The 16,740-nt window shown below is 73.1% G+C and carries 15 protein-coding genes and 2 pseudogenes; 5 read left to right on the top strand and 12 right to left on the bottom strand.

The genetic code is table 11. The features are described 5' to 3' along the window. Positions 1-24 precede the first annotated feature (24 nt). The gene (gene dhaK / locus ACIQVI_RS20340) at positions 25-1,017 is read right to left on the bottom strand and encodes a dihydroxyacetone kinase subunit DhaK (protein ID WP_403597650.1); all 993 of its coding nucleotides are present in this window, start codon (positions 1,015-1,017) and stop codon (positions 25-27) included. A gap of 258 nt (positions 1,018-1,275) precedes the next feature. On the opposite strand from dhaK, the gene ACIQVI_RS20335 reads away from it, so the two are divergent. Then, positions 1,276-4,215, top strand: coding sequence for an AAA family ATPase (locus tag ACIQVI_RS20335; protein ID WP_403597647.1), 2,940 nt, complete (start codon positions 1,276-1,278; stop codon positions 4,213-4,215). Here the strand turns inward: ACIQVI_RS20335 and ACIQVI_RS20330 are convergent. Then, entirely contained in the window at positions 4,209-5,972 is a 1,764-nt protein-coding gene (locus ACIQVI_RS20330; RefSeq protein ID WP_403597644.1) for a putative Ig domain-containing protein, read from the bottom strand. The genes ACIQVI_RS20335 and ACIQVI_RS20330 overlap by 7 nt on opposite strands. 311 nt (positions 5,973-6,283) lie before the next feature. Between ACIQVI_RS20330 and ACIQVI_RS20325 the strand changes: the two genes are divergently transcribed. Further along, positions 6,284-6,661 carry a hypothetical protein gene (locus ACIQVI_RS20325; protein WP_403597641.1) on the top strand — a complete coding sequence of 126 codons (378 nt, stop codon included), beginning with the start codon at positions 6,284-6,286 and terminating at the stop codon, positions 6,659-6,661. 243 nt (positions 6,662-6,904) lie between these two features. Beyond that, on the top strand, positions 6,905-7,522 hold the full coding sequence (locus ACIQVI_RS20320; protein ID WP_403597638.1) for a hypothetical protein: 618 nt from the start codon (positions 6,905-6,907) through the stop codon (positions 7,520-7,522). Positions 7,523-7,590: 68 nt separating this feature from the next. Here the strand turns inward: ACIQVI_RS20320 and ACIQVI_RS20315 are convergent, their stop codons facing one another. The 3 genes from ACIQVI_RS20315 to ACIQVI_RS20305 form a co-directional block, all read right to left on the bottom strand. Then, the gene (locus ACIQVI_RS20315) at positions 7,591-8,151 is read right to left on the bottom strand and encodes a hypothetical protein (RefSeq protein ID WP_403597635.1); all 561 of its coding nucleotides are present in this window, start codon (positions 8,149-8,151) and stop codon (positions 7,591-7,593) included. 194 nt (positions 8,152-8,345) lie between these two features. Next, the gene (locus tag ACIQVI_RS20310; RefSeq protein WP_403597633.1) at positions 8,346-8,558 is read right to left on the bottom strand and encodes a hypothetical protein; all 213 of its coding nucleotides are present in this window, start codon (positions 8,556-8,558) and stop codon (positions 8,346-8,348) included. Between the two features lie 184 nt (positions 8,559-8,742). Then, positions 8,743-9,342, bottom strand: a complete 600-nt coding sequence (locus ACIQVI_RS20305; protein WP_403598723.1) for a DUF6058 family natural product biosynthesis protein — start codon at positions 9,340-9,342, stop codon at positions 8,743-8,745. A 163-nt stretch (positions 9,343-9,505) separates the two neighbouring features. On the opposite strand from ACIQVI_RS20305, the pseudogene ACIQVI_RS20300 reads away from it, so the two are divergent. After that, positions 9,506-9,654, top strand: a pseudogene (locus ACIQVI_RS20300) (IS110 family transposase); the annotation flags it as partial. A 3-nt stretch (positions 9,655-9,657) separates the two neighbouring features. Here ACIQVI_RS20300 and ACIQVI_RS20295 read toward each other — a convergent pair. From ACIQVI_RS20295 to ACIQVI_RS20280, 4 genes and pseudogenes are all read right to left on the bottom strand, one after another. Next, on the bottom strand, positions 9,658-10,182 hold the full coding sequence (locus ACIQVI_RS20295) for a hypothetical protein (protein ID WP_403597630.1): 525 nt from the start codon (positions 10,180-10,182) through the stop codon (positions 9,658-9,660). A gap of 80 nt (positions 10,183-10,262) precedes the next feature. After that, a complete protein-coding gene (locus tag ACIQVI_RS20290) occupies positions 10,263-10,748 on the bottom strand; it encodes a hypothetical protein (RefSeq protein ID WP_403597627.1) in 486 nt (161 codons plus the stop codon). Between the two features lie 440 nt (positions 10,749-11,188). Continuing rightward, positions 11,189-11,341 (bottom strand): annotated as a pseudogene (locus ACIQVI_RS20285) (IS110 family transposase); the annotation flags it as partial. A 199-nt stretch (positions 11,342-11,540) separates the two neighbouring features. Continuing rightward, positions 11,541-12,215, bottom strand: coding sequence for a carbonic anhydrase (locus ACIQVI_RS20280; RefSeq protein ID WP_403597624.1), 675 nt, complete (start codon positions 12,213-12,215; stop codon positions 11,541-11,543). Between the two features lie 258 nt (positions 12,216-12,473). Between ACIQVI_RS20280 and ACIQVI_RS20275 the strand changes: the two genes are divergently transcribed. Continuing rightward, positions 12,474-13,349 (top strand): DUF4394 domain-containing protein, encoded by an 876-nt coding sequence (locus tag ACIQVI_RS20275; protein WP_403597622.1) that lies wholly within the window; start codon positions 12,474-12,476, stop codon positions 13,347-13,349. A gap of 22 nt (positions 13,350-13,371) precedes the next feature. Here ACIQVI_RS20275 and ACIQVI_RS20270 read toward each other — a convergent pair whose 3' ends face one another. From ACIQVI_RS20270 to ACIQVI_RS20260, 3 genes are all read right to left on the bottom strand, one after another. Continuing rightward, positions 13,372-14,118, bottom strand: coding sequence for an anti-sigma factor domain-containing protein (locus ACIQVI_RS20270; protein ID WP_403597619.1), 747 nt, complete (start codon positions 14,116-14,118; stop codon positions 13,372-13,374). Beyond that, positions 14,115-14,681: an ECF RNA polymerase sigma factor SigK gene (sigK, locus tag ACIQVI_RS20265; RefSeq protein WP_403597616.1), complete on the bottom strand. Its 567-nt coding sequence runs from the start codon at positions 14,679-14,681 to the stop codon at positions 14,115-14,117. The genes ACIQVI_RS20270 and sigK overlap by 4 nt, the downstream gene beginning before the upstream one ends. Positions 14,682-15,194: 513 nt before the next feature. Beyond that, a complete protein-coding gene (locus ACIQVI_RS20260) occupies positions 15,195-16,694 on the bottom strand; it encodes a glutamate synthase subunit beta (RefSeq protein ID WP_403597613.1) in 1,500 nt (499 codons plus the stop codon). Positions 16,695-16,740: the final 46 nt, after the last annotated feature.

Below are 16,740 nucleotides of genomic sequence, written 5' to 3'. Positions count from 1 at the left end.
ATCCACCGGTCCCTCCCGTCCCGTTCACAGTCCCCAGCGCAGGGCGGGGGTCCGGACGGGCGCGTCCCACAGGCGCAGCAGCTCCTCGTCGGCCTCGCAGAGGGTGACCGAGCAGCCCGCCATGTCGAGCGAGGTCACGTAGTTCCCCACCAGTGTCCGGGCCACCGGCACCCCGCGCTCGGCGAGGACCCGCTGCACCTCGGCGTTGAATCCGTACAGCTCCAGGAGCGGGGTCGCGCCCATCCCGTTCACCAGGGCGAGGACCGGCCCGGAGGGGCGCAGGTCCTCCAGGACGGCGTCGACGGCGAAGTCCGCGATCTCCCGGGAGGTCATCATGGCCCGCCGCTCGCGGCCCGGCTCGCCGTGGATGCCGACGCCCAACTCCAGCTCCCCGGCGGGAAGGTCGAAGGTGGGACCGCCCTTGGCGGGGGTGGTGCAGGCGCTCAGGGCCACCCCGAAGGAGCGGGACCGCGCGTTGACCCGGCGGGCGATCGACTCCACGCGCTCCAGCGGGGCGCCCTCCTCGGCGGCGGCCCCGGCGATCTTCTCCACGAACAGCGTGGCCCCGGTGCCGCGCCGCCCCGCCGTGTAGAGGCTGTCGGTCACGGCCACGTCGTCGTCGACGAGCACCTTGGCGACCTGGATCCCCTCGTCCTCGGCCAGCTCGGCCGCCATCTCGAAGTTCAGCACGTCCCCGGTGTAGTTCTTGACGACGAACAGCACCCCGGCCCCGCTGTCGACCGCGGCGGCGGCCCGCACCATCTGATCCGGAACCGGGGACGTGAAGATCTCACCCGGGCAGGCAGCGGCGAGCATCCCGGGCCCCACGAACCCCCCGTGCAACGGCTCGTGCCCGGACCCGCCGCCGGACACCAGCGCCACCTTCCCCGCCACGGGCGCGTCCCGCCGCACCACGACCCGCCGCTCCACGTCCACGGTCAACTCGGGATGCGCGGCGGCCATCCCGCGCAGCGCGTCGGCGACGACGCTCTCGGGGACGTTGATCAGCATCCTCATGAGTACCTCCTGGTGAGACCTGACGCTACGTCAGGGCGGGGTCGACGGGATGCGCCTCGCGTGCGCACGGCATGGCGAAATTATCGGCGCTCGGCCGTGCGCGCGCACGGGTGCGACGCTCGGCCACGTACGCGCACGGGGGCGGCCCGGAGCCTCGCCCGTAGGTCGCGCCCGGAGGCCGAAGCGGTCGGGACGACCGGCGCACCCGGGCGGCGAGAGCCCGTTGGCCGCGCTACGGGTCGGTCGTACAGTGTGCGCATGACGTCGCGGACGATCATGCGCAGCCGCGTTCCCGCCGCTCCGGGCGGGCGGGACGGGCCCGGGCCGGAGGACGTCCTGCGTCTGCTCCGTACGGAGCGGCGCGTGGTGGTCCGCGGTCCGTGGGGGACGGGCAAGTCCACGCTCCTCGCCGCCGTGAACGAGCGCCTGCGCGCGGGAGCCCCGGCCGGCGCGGTGTTCCTGTCGGCGGCGCGGGAGGACGACCGTGCCTCCCCGTACGCGGTCCTGCGGAAGCTCCTCGCCTTCGGCTGCCCGCCCGGACACCTCCGTGCGCTGCCGGCCGCGTACGCGGACCGTCTGCTCGCCCTCGCCACGTCGTCCCCCGCGCAGGCCGTTCCCGAGCCCGACCACGGGCTCCTGCGGATCGCGGTGACGGCGCTGTTCGCCGCGCACCCGGGAGCCGTCCTGGTCGTCGACGGAGCTCAGTGGACCGACGAGCGCAGCGCCGACGTCCTGGCGTACGCGGTCCACGCGCTCGCGGGCCCGGTCGGGACGGGCGGACCGCCGCTGTCGGTCCTCGCCGCCGAACGCGCCGCCGCCCGGCCCGGCGACACCCCTGCCGCCGAACGCCTCCTCGGCTCCTACGCGGCGGTCCTCCCGCTGCGGCCCCTCGACACCGCCTGGACGGCGGACCGGCTGACCGGGGCCGGACTGCCGAGCCGCTGGGCACCGGCGGTGCACCGGCACTGCGGCGGCCATCCCCTGCTCACCCGCGAGGCGTGCGCCGCGCTCGCCGGGACACCGGCGGGGAGCGGTCGCCTCGAACTCGCCGGCGCCGCACGTGACGCGGCACGCACCTGGCTGCGGACCCTGCCGAGGGACGTCCGTACGACCCTGACCGCGGCCGCGCTGGCCCGGCACCCGACCACCGGTCTCCTCGTACGGGCCGGCCACCCGGACGCGGAGGCCCGGGTGGCCGTGGCGGAACGGGCCGGACTGGTCGGCACCGACGCCTCGGGCACGGTGCGGTTCGCGTGCGGAGCGCTGCGCGAGGCGGCGGCCGACGACGCGGGAGCCCGGGGCGGGCGCCGCGTCCACCGGTCCCTGGCAGCGGCCACCCGGGACCCGGTGCACCGCGTCCGGCACCTCGCCCTCGCGCAGGAGACCCCCGACGGCGGGCTCGCACGACGGGTGGAGCGGGCCGCCGGGAAGGCCCGCGCCGCGGCCGAACCCGCCCTGGCCGCGGAGCTGCTCGTCCTGTCCGCCCGGCTCACGCCCGTCGACGCCCGGGACGACGGCCTGCGCCGCCTGGCCCGGGCCGCCCGCGACGCCGCGGCCTCCTCGTCCGTCGGCGTCGCGGCGGAGGTCCGCGCGGAACTCGACCGGATGCGGGCCCCGCGCCGGGACCGGCTCGCGGCCGCGCTGGCCCTCGTCGACGCGCACGGCCAGGCCCTGGTCGAAGCCGAACCGCTCCTCGGGGCCGCCCAAGCGCTCGCCGGCCGCGACCCCGGGCTCCTGGCCCAGGTGGAGCTGCGCCGCGCCATCCAGACCAACGTCTGCCGGGGCGAACCCGAACGGGCCCTCCGGGCCGCGACCCGCTCCTCCGAACTGGCGCGCCGGGCGGGCGACACGACGCTCGAAGCGGCCGCGCTGACCATGCGGGCCCGGATGGAGCGCATCACCGGACGCCCGTCACCCGCACGGCACACCCTGGACCGGGCGCTCGGGCTCCACGCCTCCGCCGCGGCCATGGGAATCCGCAACAGCCCGGAGTACCTGGCCGCCCGGCACGCGGTCTTCGACGACCGGCTCACCGACGCGCGCGACCGTCTCCTCACCCTGCTTCCGCAGGCCGAGGCCGTCGGCAACGTCGAGGACCTCGTCGACGTCCTGCGCAGCCTCGCCGAGGCCGAAGCCCGGTCCGGACACTGCGCGGAGGCCCTGGAACGGAGCGCCCGGGCCGTCGGCCTGACGGCGCGGCACGGACTGTCCCCCGGGCCCGCCTGGTACACGGCCGCGCTCGCCCAGCAGGCCGGCGGCAGCTTCGGCGAAGCCGTACGGCTGGCCGGTCTGGCCGTGCGCGCGAGCCGGGAGGAGCACGACGTCATCCACCTTTCGCGCAGCCTGTGGGTGCGGGCGGCCTGCCGGCTGGCCATGGGGGAGGCGGCGGTGGCCGCGACGGCCCTGGCCGAGGTCGAGGCCGTCGAACGCGACCAGCGGGTGGCGGATCCGACGATGCTGCGCTGGCAGCCCGATGCCGTCGAGAGCCTCGCCGCCTCGCCGGGCACCCTCGACAGGGCGGAGGAACTGCTGGAGCGCACGCGTTCCGGTCTCGCGGCCGGAGGCTTCTCCGTCGGCACCTTCACCGCCGGCCTGTACCGGGCCGAGGCCGCCTGCCTGCTGCGCCGGGGCGACGCCGGAGCGGCCGAGGCCCGTCTCCGGACCGCCCACGCACTCTTCGAGGACGCCGGGCTGCCGCTGGAGGCGGGCCGGACCCTCCTCGCGTGGGGGCGTCTCGAACGCTCCCGCCGCCGCCAGGCCGCCGCCCGGACGGCGTGGCGACGGGCCGAGGAGGTCTTCACCGCCTGCGCCGCCGAGCCCTGGCGGGAGCAGGCGGCCGATCTGCTGGGCAGACTCGCCGGACGGGCCGCCCCCGCCCGGACGGAGACGGCCGGGGCCGAAGCGCCCGAGTCGCTCCTCACCGCGTCCGAGCACCGCCTCGCCGTGCTCGTGTGCCGGGGCGCCACCAACCAGGAGGCGGCACAGCACCTGTTCGTGTCGGTCAAGACCGTGGAGGCGTCGTTGAGCCGCGTCTATCGGAAACTCGGCGTCCGCTCGCGCGGCGCCCTGGCCGCCTCCTTCGCGCCGCGCCTCGTCCCCGGGGACGCCGGAGAGCACGAGGACGGGGCCGGCGGCCCCCCGTGCCCGCCGGCCCCGCGTGCGTGGACGCCGCCCGACGAGCGGCGGCACCGTCAGTAGAAGACGCTCCAGCCGAAGGAGACCGAGGCGGAGCGCCCGGCGGCGTCGGTGACGGTGACGCGGGAGGTGGTCATGCCCCAGGTCGTGGGCGTTCCCGACACGGTGCCCGTCGTGGCGCCGATGGACAGTCCGGCGGGGAGGCCGGTCGCGCTCCAGGTGTACGGGGCGGTGCCGCCGGTCACGGGGAGCGGGAGGACGACGGCCCGGCCCACCCGGACGGTCTGGTTTCCGGGGTGGGCGAGGGCCGGCGGGGTCCCCGAGGCGTCGGTGACGGCCCAGGTGAAGGAGACGGAACCGGACGCGCCGGCGCTGTCCGTGGCGGTGAGGGTCACCGAGGACGATCCGGCGGCCGTGGGCGTTCCCGACACCGTCCCCGTCGTGGCGCCGATCGACAGTCCGGCGGGGAGCCCGGTCGCGCTCCAGGTGTACGGGGCGGTGCCGCCGGAGGCACTGTTGGGCAGGGAGACGCTCCGGCCGAGCACGGAGCTCTGACCGGCGACGGCGGCCACCGTGACGGTGCCCGGCTGCGGAGCCGAGGTCACCAGGCTCAGCCCCCACTTCGCGAGGGCCTCGTTGACCGGCTGGAAGATGGTGAACCTCTCGCCGCTGCCGCCCGAGCAGGTGGCCGAGCCGCCGCCGGAGTGCAGCCCGACCGCCTTGCCGCCCGTCGCCGTGACGTACGAGCCGCCGGAGTCGCCGCCGGCGGAGCAGGCGTCGGTGTACGACAGGCCGCCGATGACCACGTTGCCGTAGTCCACGGTCTGGTTCACCTTGGTGATCTTTCCGCACCGCCAGCCGCTGGTCTGGCCCGAACGGCACACCGAGGTGCCGACCACGCCGTCCTGCGCGCCGGTCACCGTCACGTCTCCGCCGCCGTGACCGGAAACCTTCGGCGACAGGGCCCAGCCGGCCTGGTCGACCCCGACGAGACCGAAGTCCCCTTCGGAGGCGTTGACGCTGTGGGAGCCGCCCTGGTTGGACGTGCCGAGCCGCGTTCCGTCCTTGCCGTAGGCGGGCTGGTTCGCGTCGTTGGTGCAGTGCCCCGCGGTCAGGAAGCCCTTTGTGCCGCCCGACCCGGAGACCGAGAAGCCGATCGAGCACGGGCTCTCGCTGCCCGGCACCCACTTCTCCCCGCCGACGACGTCCCCCTGCTGCTGACGGGGACGCTCCGCCGCCACGACGCGCACCGAGGAGCCCAGGACCCGCAGCGCGGCGCGGACCCCGGCGACCCGTCCGGCCTCCACCCGTACCTCGACGTCGGCCGACGCCTCGTCCGCGCCCCAGCCCACCACGCCGGGGGCACGCCCCGCGCCGACGATCCGGCCGACACGGTCGACGGCGGCGTCCAGCGCGGCACGGTCACGGCCCACGACGCGCGCGTCGGCCCCGGCCGCACGGGCGGTGCGCGCGTCGGCCTCCGACGCCACCGCCACGTTCAAGCGGTCCGTGGCCGCGTCGAACCACATGCCGGTCACCTTCCCGCCCGGCAGGACGGCACGGACCGCTCCGGCCGTGCGGTACGCCCGCTTCTCGGCGGCGAGGTGGTCGACCGCCTCTTGCGGCGTCAGCCCCAGATCACGCCGCACCGCGGCGAGCAGACCTGCCGGGACCGGCCCGTCACCGGCCACCGGGACGGGAGCGCCGGCCGGCACCCCCGCCCCGGCCGGCGAGACGCCGAGCCCGGCGACGACGAGCGCCGCGCCCGCACCGGCCAGTACCGCTTTCCGCCAACGTTCCTGATGCGCAAGGGACTTCACGTGACGTCCTCTCAGAGGGGGAAACTCCGTGAGCCGGAGAGAGCGCCACCCTGCTCCCACGAGCGGGACGTAGGCATCGGGGAAAACCCTTGTCGTCGGCGACACCCCGCCGGGGCCGGGGCGCGGAAATCTCCGCACGGCCACCGCTCCGGCGGCCGCCGACGGGCCGTCCGAAGCGGCGACGAACCCGGCACGCCACTCGGTGGCGCGCACGACCCGCCTCGGGCCGCCGCCGACCGGGCCGTTCGCGCTTCGGTGGGAGCAGGAGGAGGGAGACGGGGATTTCCCGTGACAGGGTCCGGCCGTGACGTGTGGGGTGTGGGGACACGAGATGCGGCAGGCGCCGGTGGCGGAACCGCGAGAGGCTTACGTCTGTCGGTGGGACGGTCTGCGTCTCGTTCGCCGTCTGGATCCGGGACGTCGACGCGTCGGGCTACTTCGACGACCTGGAAGCCGTCTACGAGGAGGGGGAGCGGGTCCTCGCCGGTCTCCTCCCCGGGATCGAGCGCTCCTCCTTCGCCGGTCGCCTCGTCGAGGCCGAACGGACGGCGGAGGACGAGGACGAGTTCATCGCGCTGGGGAAGTGGATCCTCGACGGCCGGACCCTGACCGCCGGTGTGGTCCAGCACGACACGGACCTCCCGGTGATGGTCGTGGTGGCCCTGGAGGCCGCTCCCGGCGCCGCGTGATCTGAAAGCCCGCCTTCCCGGCGGACACGGCCGCTGCCGCGGGTCCGTGCTCGGGCGGCGGCGCCAGTCCCCTTCCGGATGCCGGTCCAGCAAGGCGAGGCGGTACGAGTACCCGTTCCAGTGGAGCCGCTCGTCCCCGTCGCGGGGGCCGGTACGGGACCGGGGGAACGGATCAGTCCTTCGGGCGGCGGGCGTCGCCCCACGGGGGCGAAATCATTTGACGGCGTCGGGAGGATGCCTGGCATGGGCACAGACATGGACGGCTTCGTCGAGTACCGGGTGCGGCGAGGCGATCGGGAACCGACCTGGTACAGCGCGCATGACCTCAACTCCCTCAACGATGTCCGTAACTACGACGCGTTCGGTTGTCTCTTCGGGGTCCGCAACTACGCGAACTTCCTGCCCTTGGCCGCGGGCAGGGGGTTCCCCGCCGACGCCTCGGCCGCCGTGAGCGCGCGGCTCGCCCAGGTGACCGAGTGGTACGGCGAGGACGGTCTTCACGGCACCACGTGGATCACATGGGCCGAGGTGAAGGCCGTCGACTGGGACGAGCCGGCGGAGAAGCCCGACAGTCGGCTGCACGAATACCGCAGGACGCCGAGCGGGCTCAGGATGACGAGCAAGGCCTCCTGGAACGCCGAGTTCGCCGAGGCTGTCGGCCTTGAATTCGGCGAGGTGCGGGAGTGGCCCGAAGGGAGCGAGTGGCTCGTCGAGGACACGCTCTACAGATCGGTCACCATTCGCCGCAGGGATGCCGTCACCGAAACCGGCGAGTGGCAACCCGTCTGGGAAGCCATGAGAGAACTCGCGGAACAGCATGGTGACGACAACGTGCGCCTCGTCGTGTGGTTCGACGACTGAACGGGACGCTGCCACCGCGTATGTGGTGAGCAAGGTGCTTTCGAGGAGATCGGCGGGCCTGCGAAGCGTCAGGAGGGAGATCGTTGTGGTTCCACGACTTCGAGCAGGCGCTCGCGGTCGTCCACGCTGATCAGTCCGTCCGGGAGGGACTCATCCTCCAGCAAGGCGCGCACGGCGGAAGCGTGTGCGGCGAAGACGGCCCTGCACCACTCGCGTTCCGGGTGATCGTCGTCCTTCCCGAACAGCAGCACCTGGTGCTCGTCGTCGGCGTCGACGGGGAGGGACAGCTCAGCGGCGACGACCAGGATTTCCACCAGGTCGGAGCGCACCGCGATGTCGGGGACGGCTGCCAGGCGGATCAAGAAGGGCAGGGCGGCCGGCATCGCGGCACTCATGTGGAAGACGCCGTTCATCAGGACGTTCTCCAGCACGGGCAGAGCCGCGGGGCCGGCTTCCTCATCCAGGAGGCTGCGGAGCAGAGCCGGGATTCCGGCAGGGCACCCGGGAATTCGCGACCAGTCGACGTCGGCGCAGCCCAGCAGCGCGGGGTGGTCGCACGCGGCCTGCACCATCTGCGGATACCCGTGGAGGAACTGGGCAACGGCAGCTTCTTTGACAGCCGTATCCACGACACACATCTCTCTGCCCTGCCCTGCCCTGCCTCTGCTCCTGCGACTTCGCTCTGAACGTTATCCCTGAAGTTCTCCTGAGACCGCCTGGCGCATTGTTCCTGACCGGTAGAGGTCATAGGGGACGCTTCTCCCCATTTTCGTAGGTGGGTGATGGGCGACACGTTCGAGCGGCCCCGATCTTGATCGTGTCATCAGGTCGACGTCGGCCAGAAGCGGCTCGGCAGCATCATCGTCATCTCGGTGTGTTCCGGAGCGATGAGGAGAGGGACGACCGACTCGCTCGGCGTCCGGCCCGGGAGATGCCTGCGGGCGACGACGATGTCGGTGCAGTAGACGGCGGCACTGCCGGTGAGCCGCCGGGGGACCTCCAGTCGCATCTCCCGGTCCATCTCGCTGGCGAGCATCCCTGAGAACGTGGCGAGTTCCGGATCCTGCTGCCGAGTCCCCTTCAATCGGTACAGCTTCCGCGCGATGTCGAGGAGCAGGTCAGGGCTGCCGTTCGAACGCGGCCACCTAGTCGAACGTCCCGAAGCCCGCGCGGCATGAGCGATCGCAACCGATCCGCGGAACGCCACCCGTGGATCCGGGTCACGGGCGCGGGAAGCGGGCGCGCGGGGCGTCGATGCAGGTGTCCCGGGACGTGGGTCCGCCGAACCGAAGACGGTCGTAGGCCGTGAACGCCGGTTCCAGCGTGTCGAGTTCGTCGACCAGTGCGTGCAGCCGCTCGGACCACCGTGCTGAACCGGCATCCGGCTCGTTCGCCGCGGCGCTGATCGCGGTCGTCAGGTGATCTTTGCGCTGAATGGCTGCCGGGGTCACCGAGTGCAGGCACACGTACTGTCCGCTGAGATACGCATTCCACTCCGCCTTCCCGGTGACCGGGTCAGCCCAGTGAGCGGTGAACCACGCTTCGAGCAGCTCTATGCCGCCGGCTTCGTCGGCGAGAGCGAACAGGTCGGCCGGCACCATCTCGGCACCGTCGGAGCGCAGATATCCCGGAAGCGGCAGACGCTGCCCCAGCATCAGCCGACGGACCGCATCGGCATCGCGGCCATGAATCGCGCACAGTTCCTCCAGGACAACGAACTGCGCGCTGACGTATGCGTCATCGGTACCGGTCATCGGATGGTCTCCGTTGACTTCGCGGAATCGCTCGGCGAGCTGCTGCTTCAGATCTGTCTCCGACATCGGGTCGCCTCCGGCGTTCACCAGCGCGGGCATCTCCCGCACAGGACTCGGACGCTACCGGCCGGACGGTTCGGCACTCACCGAACCATCGACGGAACCACGACAGCACGAGAGCACCTCACCCTCGCCCCGCCCACCGATCCACAGCTCTTGACAATCACTCTTCTACGACCGCAAACGGGCCGAGGAACAGAGTCATAAGCAGGCGATCCTCGCCCTTGCTCGGCGACGCCTCGACGTCCTGTGGTCCTCATACGCGATCAGCGCACCTTCGAGGCTCGGCCTCCCCAGCGGGGTCTCGCCGCGGCCTGAGCCTCAGGCCGTGAAGAGCGGCTCATAGGGGTGACCCTCCGGCGTGTAGATCAAAACGAAGTCTTCTCCCAGCCGAGTGGCCACCTCCCTCAAGCGAGCCAGGACCTCGGCCCGACCCGGAAGATCGAGTCCAAGGGCTGCGGCAGCACGGTCCCTCCTGGCCGCGAGGTCCGGCATGTCCTCCAGATACTCAGCCTCAAGCGCGCGACTCTCCTCGTCCGTGAACGTCTGGCAGCCTTGCCACCACGGGACAACCAGCAGCAGCCGCACCAGCTCGTGCAGGCCGATGGCAACCAGAGCCGCACCTCCTTCGGAGTCGGCGTAGAGGACCGGACGCTCCTCTCCGCCTTCACCGCAGAAGAAGAACGTGCCGCCAGCACCATCGCCGGCAAACCCCTCGAGCGCGGCACCCGAGGCGAGATGCACTTCCTCGACATGATCGCCTCGGTGAAGGTCGAAGTCACCCGGCCAAACGAGAAAACGGGCAGCTTCTTCCTGCTCACGGACGGCAGCGATCAACGATTCCATGAGTCGCAGCCTACGTCCCGCTGCTTGACAAGCAGCATGGGGAATCAGTCACACCCGCAACCGTAGTTACGGGACGGCCTTTAGGCCCCGTGTTCTCGACCGTCCACGGGCTGGAGCATTTGCGGGTGTTCTCTGAGGGTGCCGTCAGGGTGTCGTCCGAAGGCGGCCTCCAGGACGTCGGGGAGGTCTGCCTCGCGGACCGTGAGGCGTACGTCCGCCAGAACCCGGGGAAAGGAGTCATCGTCGATGACGCCCATGTACTCCTGGCGGAGTTGGCGGATGATCTCGACCAACTCCGGTCTCAGCCGCATCCAGGCGCGGGAGGTACGGATCTCTTCGTCGACCTGGTGCATGAACCAGCGCATGACGTCGTACGGAATGTCGGTGTGCTCTGCGTGCGGGTTGAAGCACACCGTGGGTTCCCGCGCCGGATCCTCGTCGGGGACGATTGCGGTGATGAGATTCCGTTGCACGGCCACGAGATCCAGTTCCAGGTACCAGGCGTCATCGGGTACGGAGTACATCGTGGTGATCGCGTAGTCGCCGTCGGGGTGTCGAAGGGGCATTGCCGCATGTTGCCACGTTGGACTGGGGAATTCGTCTCCGAATTATGCGACCCAACGCCTTTGTGCCCGAGCCCAGATGAGTAGGGCCCCCGGTGGCGGCGGAGTGCGCGTCGGCCGCTGTGTCGATGCCTGCGTATTCGTAGATCCAGCCCGCAGCGGTGTCGGGGACTCGAACTGGCAGGTAGATGTGTTTGGCGGCAGAGTTCCAGGGTTCTGATGCTCGACCAGGGCGAACTCGGAAGCCTGCGGGCGGTAGTCCTGACTGGTCGAGCTCGACAATCTTGCTCCGTCCGTTGAAGGGGCCGCTGACGACCTTGATGCCGACGGTGTTGTTGACGGTTTCGCCCGCGAGCCGGCAACGGATGAGTGCTAGACGCTCGGAATGCTCGTCCCCCCAGGGCCGTAGCTGACCATGGGCATGGGCGGTGGGCAAGCCGATCTCAAGTCGCCCTGACGGGTTGGAGTTCGTAGAAGGTTCCACCCGGGAGCATCGCGAAGAGGACATCGGCCCGTCGTCGGGCGAGACAGAGCAGAGCCTGGGTGTGATGCTTGCCCTGGGGGATCTTCTGGTCGTAGTAGACGCGCGATGCCGGGGCGCCGAGGGGTGCGTGGCACGGGCCGCAGGCATCGAGTGAGGGCCCTTCCATGAGACCCCTCCACGAGACCCCTGCGCAGCATCCCCGCGCGGCTCTCCGCGAAGCCCCGCGCGGCCCTCACGAGGCCTTCCGCGAGGCGCGGGTACCGCGTCCCTCAGGGGCACGGCACCCGGCCCGCGTCGGACCGGACGGAGGGTTACGCGGTGGGGGCCTTCTCCCCGGTCCCGGCCGCCGCCAGGGCGGCCGGCGTCCCCTCCGGGGCCTCGACGCCGCGCGTCGTCACGACGCGGGCGTTGCCCTCGGAGAGCGCGTAGCCCAGGCCGACGACGGCGACCTCGCCGGCCGCGACCTGCTCGGAGAGGAGACGGGAACGGTCGAGCAGCAGGTCGGCGGTGTGACGGATGTGCTCGTCGACCACGTCGCTGTCCGAGGTGAGACCGGCGGCACGCGCGGCCAGGATGCTCGGCGTGACGCGCTCCACCACGTCGCGGACGAAGCCGCTCGCCGCGAAGCCGTCCTCGACCGCCGCACGGGCGGCGGCGACGGCACCGCACGAGTCGTGCCCGAGCACGACGACGAGACGGGCCCCGAGGACGCTGGTGGCGTACTCGACGCTCCCCAGCACCTCGGAGCCGATCACGTGCCCCGCGGTCCGCACCATGAACAGGTCCCCCAGGCCCTGGTCGAAGATGATCTCGGCGGCGAGCCGCGAATCGGAGCAGCCGAGGACGACGGCGAACGGGTCCTGTCCAGGGGCCAGCTCCGCTCGGCGGGCCGCGTCCTGGTTCGGGTGTTCGGGCGAGCCCGAGACGAAGCGCTTGTTGCCCGCGAGGAGGGCGTCGAGGGCGACGGAAGGAGAAGTTCTAGGCATGGCATCACCTTACGGCCCGGCGTCCACGGGCCGCGGCATACGGCGGGTGACGTGCGCCAACCCCGGCTCCGGGAGAAAACGGCCCAGATCCGCCGCAGCCGCGCGTGTCGGCCGGTGCGCGGGCGTGCCGGTAGGACTTTTGTGGGCCGTCCGGGGGGTTGTGGAATCCGGCACCCATCCCCGGCGGACAGCGGCGCCGAAGGGTCTGCGGATCCGCGCCGACGAGGGCGCGGACCGCCGACCGATCGGAGTCCTCCCATGCGTACCCGAGTCGTCCCCACCGCCGTGGCCGCCGCCGCGGTGGCCGCCTCCCTGATCTCCCCCGCACTGGCCTCGGCGAAGGCGGAGGGCCCCGGGGCCTCCGCGTCGCGGGACCGCGCCCACCGTCTGACGAGCGTGGGTCTGACCTCGGACCAGCGGCTCGTGGAGTTCGCCGTCACCGACCCGTCCGGCGCCCGGTCCCTGGGCAAGGTCAGCGGGCTCAAGGGCGACGGCAAGCTGGTCGGGATCGACTTCCGCGTCCAGAACGGCAAGCTGTACGGCGTCGGCGACAAGGGCGGCGTCTACACCCTCGACCACAAGGCCGCCGCGGTGAAGGTCTCGCAGCTGACCGTCGCCCTCCGGGGCAAGCACTTCGGCGTCGACTTCAACCCCGCCGCCAACCGCCTGCGGGTCATCGGCGACACCGGCCAGAACCTGCGCCACAACATCGACGACCCGGCCGCCCCGAGGACCACCACCGCCGACGGCACCCTCACCAACCCCACCACACTGCCGTCCACGGCACTCGGCGTCACCGGCGCCGCGTACACCAACAACGACCTCGACGCGGCCACCGCGACCACGCTGTTCGACGTCGACACCGTCAACGACCGCGTCTCCCTGCAGTCCCCGGCCAACGCCGGCACCCTCGCCCCCACCGGCGGCCTCGGCGCCGACGCCGGTCCCTCGGCCGGGTTCGACATCTACTACAAGGCCTCCGACGGGACGAACCACGGCTTCGCGGCCCTGAACACCGGCGGAAAGCAGCGCTTCTACCGGGTCGACCTCCTCACCGGCCGCGCCGCCCTCGTCGGCGCCTTCCCCGCGTCCCGCCAGGTCGTCGACATCGCCCTCCCGCTGAACCAGCGCTGACCCCGGTACGGACGCCGTCGGCTCACGCTCCGAGGGGGACGAGGCCCAGGGGCTCGGTGGTGGGCTGCTCGGAACCCCCGGCGGGTTCGACGGTGATGCCGACGGCGACGGCGTCGCCGAGGGGGCCCTCGAGCAGGCGGGTCGCCGCCCCGCCGGTGCCGGGGAGCAGGCCGGCGGGCCGCAGGCCGCCCGCCTCGGCGGCGTACCAGAGTTCGTAGACCCGGTCGTCGGTCAGGGCCGGCAGGCCGCCGGCGGTGAACGCCGCCCGGTCCTGGCCCCGGGAGACGACGACGGCGACGGCCGTCCCGTCGGCCAGCCGCTCCGTGTGGAGGGTGGCGTCGGAGGCGGTGAGGACGTCGGCGAAGGCCGAACCGTAGCCGCGCGCCCGCTCCTCGGCCAGGGCGGCCCCGGCGCGGGCGTCCTCGGCCCGCGAGTGCTGCCACAGGGCGATGCCGCCGAGGGCGACGGCCGCGGCCAGGGACGCCGCCAGGACCACGTCCAGCACGCGCCTGCGGGGCCGGGGCGGGCGGGGCGCGTGCTCCTGGCGGACGGTTCCGACGCGTTCGAGGGTCCGCCGCCGCAGCTCGGGGGGAGGGGTGACGCTTTCGGCGGACGCGAGCAGGGTCGTCGCCCGCCGGAACTCCGCGACCTCGGCGCGGCAGGCGTCGCAGCCCGCGAGGTGGTTCTCGAAGGCGGCCTCCTCGGCGGGGGAGAGGGCGTGGAGGACGTACGCCCCGGCGTCGTCGTGCGGGCTCCCGGCAGGCTTCATGATCCGCCCTCCAGACAGGCGCGGAGCTTCCGCAGGCCCGCGCGCATCCTCGACTTCACCGTTCCCGCCGGGGTCGACAGGGAATCGGCCACTTCGAGGCAGGTGAGCCCCTCGTAGTAGGCGAGCACGAGCGGGACCCGCTGGACGGGGTCGAGCCCGCCGAGACAGCGGTACACCCGCCGGTACTCGTCCCTGCCCTCGACGGTCTCGGCGACCTCGTCGAAGGAGCGCGCGGAGGACAGCATCGCGGCGCGCCGCTCCCGGTCCGCGCTCGCCCGCACGGCGCGCACCCGGTCGACGGCCCGGCGGTGGGCGAGGGTGAGGACCCACGTCCTGGCCGTGCCGCGTTCGAGCCGGTAGCGGTCGGCGGTGCGCCAGACCTCGATCATGACGTCCTGCGCCACCTCCTCGGCCTGCGCCGGGTCGCGCAGGATCCGGTGGGCCAGACCCAGGACCGGGCCGACGAGGGCGTCGTACACGCCGGTGAACGCCTCCCGGTCCCCGCCGGCCGAACGGCTCAGCAGCTCCTCCAGCCCCGCGTCGTGCTCGGGTCCCTGCGGCACGCGCTGCTCACCGTCCTCTGCGTCGGTCGGCCGCCGCGCTCGCGCCACGGCTTCGGTGCACGGGGGTCGCCCTTGCCCGACTCTGCCCGCCGTCCCGCGCGGACGCCGCACGGCGCGGGCAATCGGGTGAGCACTCCTGCGCCGCGCGGGGGGCGTCGCGCCGGGCGGCGGCATCGTGGTGATCATGACTGCCCCCTGGAGGGGTCGGGCCGGTGGGGACGGACCGGCGGCCGTGGAGCCGTACTGAGGATTCGAAGCCGCGCCGCCGCCGGATGACGCACCGGGGTGACGGATCACCGCCGGTACGGACCGGGAACGACCGGAACCCGGCTGCCGGGCCCGCTCGGTCGGCCGGAACCCGCCTCCGGACCCGTCCGGCCGATCGGAACCCGCCTCCGGACCTGCCCGGCCGACCGGAACCTACCTCCGAGCCCGTCCGGCCACCGGCCACCGGCATCCGGATTCCGGGCCCGCCCGGTCGTCCCGAGGTCCGTTCCCTCCCTCCCGTCCCGGCTACGCCAGCGGCCCGTCCGACGCCGTGATCGGGGCGGGGAGGTCGCTGGAGCCCCTCAGGTAGCGGTCCGCGGCCGCCGCGGCGGAGCGGCCCTCCGCGAGGGCCCAGACGACGAGGGACTGTCCGCGTCCGGCGTCGCCCGCCACGAAGACCCCGTCCGGGACCGGCCGGCCCGCCGGGTCCCCCGGTCGTGCCGCGAAGTCGGCGGCGCGGGCGAAGTTGCCCCGGTGGTCGGGGACGAGCCCGAGCGCCGCCGTGAGGGGCGTGCCGTGCCGGGGGCCCCGGAACCCCAGGGCGAGCAGCACCAGTTGCGCGGGCAGCGTCCGCTCGGTTCCCGGGCGCGGAGCCCTGTCCGAGGGGTCCACCTCCGTGAGGCACACCGCCTCGACGCGGCCGGCCGCGTCGTGCTCGAACCACAGGGCGGCCGTACCGAAGACCCGCGGATCGTCGCCGTCCCGGTCGCGGGCCTCCTCGTGGGCGTGGGAGACGCGGTGGATCCGGGGGTGGACCAGCGGCCACGGCTCGCTCTCCCGCCGGGACGGTCCCGCCATCGGGTTGATGTCCACGTGCACGACGGACGCGGCGCCCTGGCGCAGGGCGGTGCCGAGACAGTCCGTCCCGGTGTCACCGCCCCCGATGATCACCACATCCCTCCCCTCGGCCGTCACGGCCGGCCGGGAGCGGTCGCCCCCGGCCGCCCGGTTCGCCGCCGTCAGGTACTCCATGGCCTGGTGGACGCCCTCCGACGTCCTTCCGCGTACGGTCAGTTCACGCGGCTCCGTCGCCCCGACGGCCACGATCACCGCGTCGTGCGCGTCCCGCATCGCGGTCGCGTCCAGATCGGTGCCGACGTCGACGCCGGTGCGGAACCGCGTGCCCTCCTCCCGCATCTGCGCGACGCGCCGGTCCAGCCACCGCTTCTCCAGCTTGAAGTCGGGGATGCCGTAGCGCAGCAGCCCGCCGACCCGGTCGGACCGTTCGAAGACCGTGACGCCGTGGCCCGCCCGGGTGAGCTGCTGCGCCGCCGCGAGGCCGGCGGGGCCCGAGCCCACCACCGCGACCGACCGGCCCGTCAGCCGCTCCGGCGGGTGGGCGCGGACGTGGCCCCGCGCCCAGGCCTCGTCGGCGATGGCCTGCTCGACGTTCCTGATGGTCACCGGCTCCCCGGTGAGCGACAGGACGCAGGCGTCCTCGCAGGGCGCCGGACAGACCCGCCCGGTGAACTCGGGGAAGTTGTCGGTCGCGTGCAGCCGTTCCGAGGCGGTGCGCCAGTCGTCGTGGGCCGCGTACACGTTCCACTCGGGAATGAGGTTGCCCAGCGGACAGCCCCCGTGGCAGAAGGGGACGCCGCAGTCCATGCAGCGACGGGCCTGCAGGGCGACGAGCGGCAGCAGGGCCTGGCCCGCGTACACCTCGTCCCAGTCGCCCCGGCGCTCCGGGGAAGGCCGCGCGGGAACGGGCCGGCGGGGTGTGGTGAGGAAGCCGAAGGGGTCGGTCATGCCGCCCTCCGCGATGCTGCTCGGGGGTCCGACGGGAGTCCTCCCA

The organism is Streptomyces sp. NPDC098101, from assembly GCF_044760185.1.
In the GTDB taxonomy this organism is placed as follows: Bacteria; Actinomycetota; Actinomycetes; order Streptomycetales; family Streptomycetaceae; genus Streptomyces.
The sequence above is the reverse complement of the archived record's forward strand: the minus strand, read 5'-3'. Positions and strand labels throughout refer to the sequence as shown.

Coding starts and splice junctions, on each gene's coding strand:
- dhaK (WP_403597650.1), bottom strand. CDS start 1,017: ATGAGGATGCTGATCAACGTCCCCGAGAGCGTCGTCGCCGACGCGCTG.
- ACIQVI_RS20275 (WP_403597622.1), top strand. CDS start 12,474: ATGCGTACCCGAGTCGTCCCCACCGCCGTGGCCGCCGCCGCGGTGGCC.
- ACIQVI_RS20335 (WP_403597647.1), top strand. CDS start 1,276: ATGACGTCGCGGACGATCATGCGCAGCCGCGTTCCCGCCGCTCCGGGC.
- ACIQVI_RS20270 (WP_403597619.1), bottom strand. CDS start 14,118: ATGAAGCCTGCCGGGAGCCCGCACGACGACGCCGGGGCGTACGTCCTC.
- ACIQVI_RS20260 (WP_403597613.1), bottom strand. CDS start 16,694: ATGACCGACCCCTTCGGCTTCCTCACCACACCCCGCCGGCCCGTTCCC.
- ACIQVI_RS20320 (WP_403597638.1), top strand. CDS start 6,905: ATGGGCACAGACATGGACGGCTTCGTCGAGTACCGGGTGCGGCGAGGC.
- ACIQVI_RS20280 (WP_403597624.1), bottom strand. CDS start 12,215: ATGCCTAGAACTTCTCCTTCCGTCGCCCTCGACGCCCTCCTCGCGGGC.
- ACIQVI_RS20290 (WP_403597627.1), bottom strand. CDS start 10,748: ATGCCCCTTCGACACCCCGACGGCGACTACGCGATCACCACGATGTAC.
- ACIQVI_RS20305 (WP_403598723.1), bottom strand. CDS start 9,342: ATGTCGGAGACAGATCTGAAGCAGCAGCTCGCCGAGCGATTCCGCGAA.
- ACIQVI_RS20310 (WP_403597633.1), bottom strand. CDS start 8,558: ATGCTCGCCAGCGAGATGGACCGGGAGATGCGACTGGAGGTCCCCCGG.
- ACIQVI_RS20295 (WP_403597630.1), bottom strand. CDS start 10,182: ATGGAATCGTTGATCGCTGCCGTCCGTGAGCAGGAAGAAGCTGCCCGT.